Genomic DNA, 7,022 nt, shown 5'->3' on the forward strand with positions numbered 1-7,022 from the left:
AGGCTTGCCCGCGAAGAGGCCCTTGAGGGCGCCAAAAGCTTCGCGGGCAAGCCTCGCTCCTACAGGGCATGCACCCGTCAGGAAATTAGCGGCGTTTGCTACCGCCGAGCAACGACCCCATCAACCCGCGCACCAGTTGCCGACCAAGCTGATTGGCCGCCTGTCGCATCGCCGACTTCAGTGCCTGCCCTGCGGCCGTGCCGAGAAGCTCCCCGGCCTTGTCGGTGAAGCTCGGTTCTTCTGGCGCAGGTTTGCCCGGTGCCGCTTCGGGTTCCGGCGCCAGGCCTTTGCGCCCCATCAGCACTTCATAGGCTGATTCGCGATCCACCGGTTTGTCATACCGCCCCTTGAACGGCGAGCCGGCGATCAGCAGCGTGCGCTCGGTTTCGCTCAGCGGCCCGATCCGTGATTGCGGCGGTGCCACCAGGACGCGCTGGACCATCTCTGGCGTGCCTTTGTCCTGCAATGTGCCCACCAGCGCCTCGCCGATCCCCAGTTCGGTCAGCACCGACAAGGCATCGAACGCCGGGTTCGGCCGGAATCCCTCGGCCACGGCCCGAAGGGATTTTTGTTCCTTGGCAGTGAACGCACGCAAACCATGCTGGATACGCAGGCCGAGCTGCGCCAGCACGTCATCTGGCAAGTCGCCCGGCGACTGGGTGACGAAATACACGCCCACGCCTTTCGAGCGAATCAGCCGCACCACTTGCTCCAGACGTTCCTGCAACGCCTTGGGCGTATCGGCAAACAATAAATGGGCTTCGTCGAAAAACAGCGCCAGCAGCGGTTTGTCGGCATCGCCGCGCTCCGGCAGTTGCTCGAACAGTTCAGCCAGCAGCCACAACAGGAACGTCGCGTAGACCTTCGGCGCTTCGTGCACCAGACGACTGGCATCGAGCAAGTGAATGCGCCCGCGCCCCTCGGCGGTCGGTTGCAGAATGTCTTCGAGTTGCAGCGCCGGCTCGCCGAACAAGGCCTCAGCACCTTGTTGCTCCAGGGTCGCCAATCGGCGCAACAAGGCCTGGCTGGAACCGGTGGTCATCAACGCGGCGTCGTCGCCCAGCAATTCGGGGTGGTCGCGCAGGTGATTGAGCAGTGCCTTCAGGTCCTTCAAGTCCAGCAGCAACAGGCCTTCGCGGTCCGCCACTTTGAACGCGGCGTACAGCGCCGATTGCTGGCTGTCGGTCAACTCCAGCAGGGCGCCAATCAACAGCGGGCCCATTTCGCTCAAGGTTGTGCGCAAGGGATGACCGGACTGGCCGTGAATGTCCCACAAAGTGACCGGGTACGCCTGCGGCGTGTGATTCAGCCAGGGCATCCCGGCGATTCGCTCGGCGATCTTGCCCTGCGGGTTGCCGGCGGCACCGAGGCCGCAGAGGTCACCTTTGATGTCCGCCGCGAACACCGCCACGCCGGCATCGCTGAACGCTTCGGCCAGTCGTTGCAAGGTGACGGTCTTGCCGGTCCCGGTCGCGCCCGCGACCAGACCGTGACGGTTCGCCAGGCGCATGGCCTGGGCGATCGGTTGCCCCGCGAGATCGGCACCGATAACGAGTTGCGATGAATCAGGCATTTGGTCACCCATGGTTAATCTTTAATTCTGCACGGCCGATATAAAAGACTGAAAAGCTTCGGTAATCCCCCCAAGGAGAGGACGGAAATATCAGCTTGTTTTCATGACCGCCCACTGCGCGCTTCCTTATAAAAGCACGCCTTGGGCATTAAGACCTTAGCGGAACCCCAAGCCATGAACAAAAATCTGCGCTTCAGCCATAAAATCCTGCTTGCCGCCGCCCTCATCGTCATTGCCGCGTTCGCCTCGTTCACCCTGTACAACGACTATCTACAGCGCAACGCCATTCGCGAGGACCTGGACAAGAATCTGCAAAAAATGGGCAGCGTGACTGCCAACAATATCCAGACCTGGCTGACCGGGCGCAGTCTGCTGATCGAAAACCTCGCACAAAACGCCGCGCTGAACCCGGACATCGGCAACGTCGCCAAGCTGCTGGAGCAGAAGGCGGTGACGTCGACCTTCATGGGTGCTTACATTGGCAACAAGGATGGCACCTTCATCATCCGCCCGGACAGCAAAATGCCGGATGGCTATGATCCGCGCGCCCGCCCTTGGTACAAAAGCGCCCAAAGCACCAGTGGCTCGGCGCTGACCGAACCCTACATCGATCTGGCCTCTGGCCAACTGGTCATCTCCATCGTCAACAGTGTGCTCAAGGACGGCCAGAACATCGGTGTGGTCGGTGGTGACCTGAGCCTGCAAGTAATCGCCGACAGCCTGAATGCGCTGGACTTCGATGGCATGGGTTATGCGTTCCTGGTCAGCGCCGATGGCAAGATCCTGGTGCACCCGGACAAAGCGCTGGTGATGAAATCCCTGGCTGAGTCGTACCCGAAAAATACACCGCGCATCAGCAGCGATTTCAGTGAAGTGGAAGTCGATGGCAAAACCCGCATCGTCACTTTCACCCCGATCAAAGGCCTGTCTTCCGTCAACTGGTACATCGGTCTGTCGGTGGATAAGGACAAAGCCTTCGCGAAGCTCAGCGATTTCCGCGCCTCGGCGGTCATTGCGACCGTCATCGCAGTTGCGATCATCATTGCCTTGCTGGGCATGCTGATCCGCATCCTGATACAGCCGCTGCACGTCATGACCCGCGCCATGGCCGACATTGCTGACGGTGAGGGCGACCTGACCAAACGCCTCACTATCCAGAACAACGATGAATTCGGCCTCCTGGGCACCGCGTTCAACCGTTTCGTGGAGCGCATTCACGGTTCGATCCGCGAAGTGTCTTCGGCCACCGGCCAGGTCAACGAAGTGGCGCTGCGCGTAGTCGCGGCTTCCAACTCGTCGATGTACAACTCCGACCAGCAAGCTTCGCGTACCAGCAGCGTCGCCGCCGCAATCAATCAGCTCGGCGCCGCAGCCCAGGAAATCGCGCGCAATGCCGCCCAGGCGTCGAGCCAGGCCAGCGATGCCCGAAACCTCGCCGAAGACGGCCAGCAGGTGGTGGATCGCAGCATTGTCGCGATGAACCAACTGTCGAGCATGCTTAGCGCTTCGAGCACCAACATCGAATCGCTGAACAGCAAAACCGTGAACATCGGGCAGATTCTCGAAGTGATCACCAGCATTTCCCAGCAAACCAACCTGCTGGCGCTGAACGCCGCGATCGAAGCGGCCCGTGCCGGTGAAGCCGGGCGTGGTTTTGCCGTGGTAGCCGATGAAGTGCGCAACCTGGCACACCGCACGCAGGAATCGGCGCAGCAGGTGCAGACCATGATCGAGGAGCTGCAAGTCGGCGCCCGCGAATCCGTCAGCACCATGAGCGACAGCCAGCGCCACAGTCAGGACAGCGTGGAAATCGCCAACCTGGCGGGCGAACGCCTGAACAGCGTGACGTTGCGCATTGGTGAGATCGACGGGATGAACCAGTCCGTGGCGACGGCGACCGAGGAACAGACGGCGGTGGTGGAATCGATCAACGTCGACATTACCGAGATCAATACGTTGAACCAGGAAGGGGTGGAAAACCTGCAATCGACGTTGCGGGCGTGTTCGGACCTGGAGCAGCAGGCGGCGCGTCTCAAGCAGTTGGTCGGTAGTTTCCGGATCTAATGCGCTTCTGAGGGCCTCATCGCTGGCAAGCCAGCTCCTACAGGGATCAGCGTCGCCCTTGTAGGAGCCGGCTTGCCGGCGATGGCGTCCTGCCAACCACTGCATAACTCGCTGACACCCCACCACAAAACCCCAGCCGAACATCTATTCTTCATTAAGGTCAACCAAGGGAGTACAACGGACCGGAGGGATGTTCATCGTGCACATCGCGGACATAACCATGTTCTACGCCCCTGCCAGCGGTGGCGTGCGCACGTATCTGGATGCAAAACACCGTCGTCTGGGCGTCAAACCCGGCATTCGCCACAGCCTGCTGATCCCCGGTTCACATCTCAGCGAACTGGACGGCGTTTACACGGTTCCGGCCCCTGCCCTGCCCTTCGGCAAGGGTTATCGTTTCCCTCTCCGTCTCGCCCCTTGGCGAAATGTCCTGCAGGATTTGCAGCCCGATCTGATCGAGGTCGGCGACCCGTACCTCACAGCCTGGGCGGCGCTCGATGCCCGCCGCCAACTCGACGTGCCAGTGATCGGCTTCTATCACTCGGACTTGCCGCTGCTGGTCAGCAATCGCATGGGCAATTGGGTCACAACCAACGTCGAAGCGTATGTCAAAAAGCTCTACGGCAACTTCGACCGGGTCTTGGCGCCGAGCCGGATCATGGCCGACAAACTGACCAGCCTGGGCGTGAACAACGTTTTCGTGCAAACCCTGGGCGTCGACCTGCAAACCTTTCATCCCGATGCCCGGGATCCAGGCCTGCGCACGCAACTGGGCATCAATGAAAATACACACCTGCTGATTTTTGCCGGGCGAGGCTCCAAGGAAAAAAACCTGCCGGTGTTGCTGGAATGCATGCGGCGCCTGGGACGGCGTTATCACCTGTTGCTGGTGGGGTCGTCGATGCCGGTCGTGGTCCCGGACAACGTCACCGTCATCCATGAGTTCTGCCCCGTCACGCAGGTGGCGAAGTTGATGGCCAGCGCCGATGCGCTGCTGCATGCCGGTGACCAGGAAACGTTTGGCCTGGTGATCCTCGAAGCCATGGCCAGCGGCATTCCGGTCGTAGCCGTGGCGGCGGGAGCCTTTGAAGAAATCATCAGCGCAGAATGCGGGCTGCTGTGCGCGCCGAACGACCCGGTGGCGATGGCCAATGCGGTGCGGGAGCTGTTCAGTTCAGGCAGTGCCGCGCTCGGCCAACAAGCGCGCCTCCATGTCGAACGGCATTATTCGTGGGACGCGGTAGTCGACAGCCTGCTGGGCCACTATCACGCCGTCCTCGGCAATCAATGGCCGCTGGCCGCCAATGGTTGAGCCCATGAGCGCGCCCTGCCTGTTACTCGTGCTGCATGACGTCGCGCCGCATACCTGGGCCGATTACCAACCGTTTGTCGAAGCCGTGGACGCCTTGGGTGAAGTGCCGATGACCTGGCTGGTGGTGCCGGATTACCACAGACACAACGATCTGGAGGCACACCCGGGGTTGCGCCGCCTGCTGACCGGTCGTGTCGCCCGAGGTGACGAACTGGCGCTGCACGGCTATTTTCATTGTGATGACGAGCCGCTGCCCAACACGCCACGAGACTGGTTCATGCGCCGCATTTATACCCGTGAAGGCGAGTTCTACACGCTGTCGCAGGACGCAGCCCTCGCGCGTCTGCGCGCAGGTATCGAGCTGTTTCATCGCTATCACTGGCCGCTCGAAGGGTTCGTCGCTCCGGCCTGGTTGATGAGCGAAGGTACGCGCCAGGCCTTGCGCCAGTTACCCCTGAGTTACACCAGCGATCCACAGCATCTGTTTCGTCTGCCGGATTTCACCCCGGTCGATGCGCCGGGACTGGTCTGGAGTGCGCGCAGCGCATGGCGGCGAGGTTTGTCGAAGCTCGTCAGCGATCAGCGCGAGCAACGCTGGCGCCAGGCGTCGGTGATTCGTCTGGGCCTGCACCCGGTGGACATGCGTCATCGGTTCGCGCGCGATTACTGGCTGCACACCCTCAAGCGATTACTCGACCAAGGCCGCCTGCCGATGACCAAGGCTGGTTGGCTGGCGCTGCACAGCGACCGTGTCGGTCGCGCCGCATGAGCCGGGGGATTCTGCTGTTTGTCGCGCTGCTCGCGGCGGTGCTGATTCCGCTGCTGCTGGGTGGCAACCAGACCTGGTCGCGATTGCAAAGCTTTCCACTGAGCTGGTTGCTGATCATGTTCGGCATGATCCTGCTGTGCTGGGTGGTGAACACGATGCGCTTGCGCCTGTTGCTGGGTGATGAGCGCGACAAGGTCAGCCCGGTCAAAAGCCTCGGCGTGGTGATGGCCGCCGAGTTCGCCTACTGCGCCACTCCGGGCGGCAGCGGCGGACCGCTGACCATCATGGCGCTGCTGGCCCGCAACGGGGTGCGCCCGGCACGGGGCAGCGCGGTTTTCGCCATGGATCAACTCAGCGATCTGCTGTTCTTTCTCTGCGCATTAAGCGGGATTCTGATTTATGCGCTGTTCCAGCATCTCAGTGAACGCATGGAGTGGCTATTGACCGTCAGTGCGATATCGATGTTCGGCGGGCTGCTTAGTTGTGTGGTGATCGCGCGCTACCATCGGCTGCTGATTCGCCTCAGCGGGCGGCTGCTCGCACGTCTCAATGTCAAAGGCACCACGCGCCTGCGCTGGGCGCGAAAACTCCTGCACTTTCTTGCGGCGTTCACTGACACGCTGAAGTTGCCCTTTCGGACTTTGATCAAGGTGTTTGCCCTGACCTGTGTGCATTGGGTGCTGCGCTATAGCGTGTTGTACCTGGCGTTGCGCGGGCTTGGCGCGGATTTGCAGTGGGCCTGGAGCTTTTTGATTCAGATGCTTTCGCTGAGTGCGGGGCAGTTCAGCCTGTTGCCGGGGGGCGCCGGGGCTGCGGAATTGACCTCGGCTGCATTGCTGGCGCCCATGGTGGGGAAATCTACTGCGGCGGCGGCGATTTTGATTTGGCGGGCGGTGACTTATTACTTTTATCTGGTGGTGGGGGGGCCGGTGTTTTTGTTGATGGTTGGGCGGCCGTTGTTGAAGAAGTTGATGAGGTTTAGGCAGGCTTAGTTTTTGGGTTGTGTGTATATCCGTTGCTGCGGTAACGGCGGCTTATGGTTTCGCTTTTACAGCGAGTCACTTTCGAAAAGCGCGAAAGTAACCAAAGCGCTTCTGCCCCTTTCGTTCGGTGCCTCGCCTAGGCTCGGCATACCCTCGCTCCGGTCCTGCTCCGTGGGCCCGCCGCCATCGGCCATCCATGGCCGGGGGCGGCTAACCCGGCATCCATGCCGGGTCGCCCACTGCGCAGAACCTCCACTCGGCCTCTCGAGGGGGCGACTACCGCCACAGCCGCCGAGGCGGCCTGAAAGCCGACCTGGCTCT

The 7,022-nt window shown here is 61.4% G+C and carries 5 protein-coding genes; 4 read left to right on the forward strand and 1 reads right to left on the reverse strand.

Going from position 1 to position 7,022, the window contains the following annotated elements; all coding sequences use genetic code 11:
• Nucleotides 1-85: 85 nt before the first annotated feature.
• The gene (locus KGB27_RS30440; RefSeq protein WP_032832797.1) at nt 86-1,573 is read right to left on the reverse strand and encodes a helicase HerA-like domain-containing protein; all 1,488 of its coding nucleotides are present in this window, start codon (nt 1,571-1,573) and stop codon (nt 86-88) included.
• A gap of 174 nt (nt 1,574-1,747) precedes the next feature.
• Here KGB27_RS30440 and KGB27_RS30445 point away from each other — a divergent pair, with 174 nt between their 5' ends.
• The 4 genes from KGB27_RS30445 to KGB27_RS30460 all read left to right on the forward strand — a co-directional run bounded on the left by KGB27_RS30445 (nt 1,748) and on the right by KGB27_RS30460 (nt 6,710).
• The gene (locus KGB27_RS30445; RefSeq protein ID WP_223557332.1) at nt 1,748-3,637 is read left to right on the forward strand and encodes a methyl-accepting chemotaxis protein; all 1,890 of its coding nucleotides are present in this window, start codon (nt 1,748-1,750) and stop codon (nt 3,635-3,637) included.
• Between the two features lie 190 nt (nt 3,638-3,827).
• Entirely contained in the window at nt 3,828-4,949 is a 1,122-nt protein-coding gene (locus KGB27_RS30450; protein WP_223557333.1) for a glycosyltransferase family 4 protein, read from the forward strand.
• Nucleotides 4,942-5,718: a DUF2334 domain-containing protein gene (locus KGB27_RS30455; protein WP_223557334.1), complete on the forward strand. Its 777-nt coding sequence runs from the start codon at nt 4,942-4,944 to the stop codon at nt 5,716-5,718. Before KGB27_RS30450 ends, KGB27_RS30455 begins: the two co-directional genes overlap by 8 nt.
• Entirely contained in the window at nt 5,715-6,710 is a 996-nt protein-coding gene (locus tag KGB27_RS30460) for a YbhN family protein (protein WP_008043336.1), read from the forward strand. The genes KGB27_RS30455 and KGB27_RS30460 overlap by 4 nt, the downstream gene beginning before the upstream one ends.
• Nucleotides 6,711-7,022 lie beyond the last annotated feature (312 nt).

The sequence above is a fragment of the Pseudomonas sp. BF-R-01 genome (genome assembly GCF_019946615.1).
GTDB lineage: Bacteria > Pseudomonadota > Gammaproteobacteria > Pseudomonadales > Pseudomonadaceae > Aquipseudomonas > Aquipseudomonas migulae.

Bases quoted from the DNA above. Each gene is read 5' to 3' on its own strand.
- KGB27_RS30455 (WP_223557334.1), top strand. From the start codon at position 4,942: ATGGTTGAGCCCATGAGCGCGCCCTGCCTGTTACTCGTGCTGCATGAC.
- KGB27_RS30440 (WP_032832797.1), bottom strand. From the start codon at position 1,573: ATGCCTGATTCATCGCAACTCGTTATCGGTGCCGATCTCGCGGGGCAA.
- KGB27_RS30460 (WP_008043336.1), top strand. From the start codon at position 5,715: ATGAGCCGGGGGATTCTGCTGTTTGTCGCGCTGCTCGCGGCGGTGCTG.
- KGB27_RS30450 (WP_223557333.1), top strand. From the start codon at position 3,828: ATGTTCATCGTGCACATCGCGGACATAACCATGTTCTACGCCCCTGCC.
- KGB27_RS30445 (WP_223557332.1), top strand. From the start codon at position 1,748: ATGAACAAAAATCTGCGCTTCAGCCATAAAATCCTGCTTGCCGCCGCC.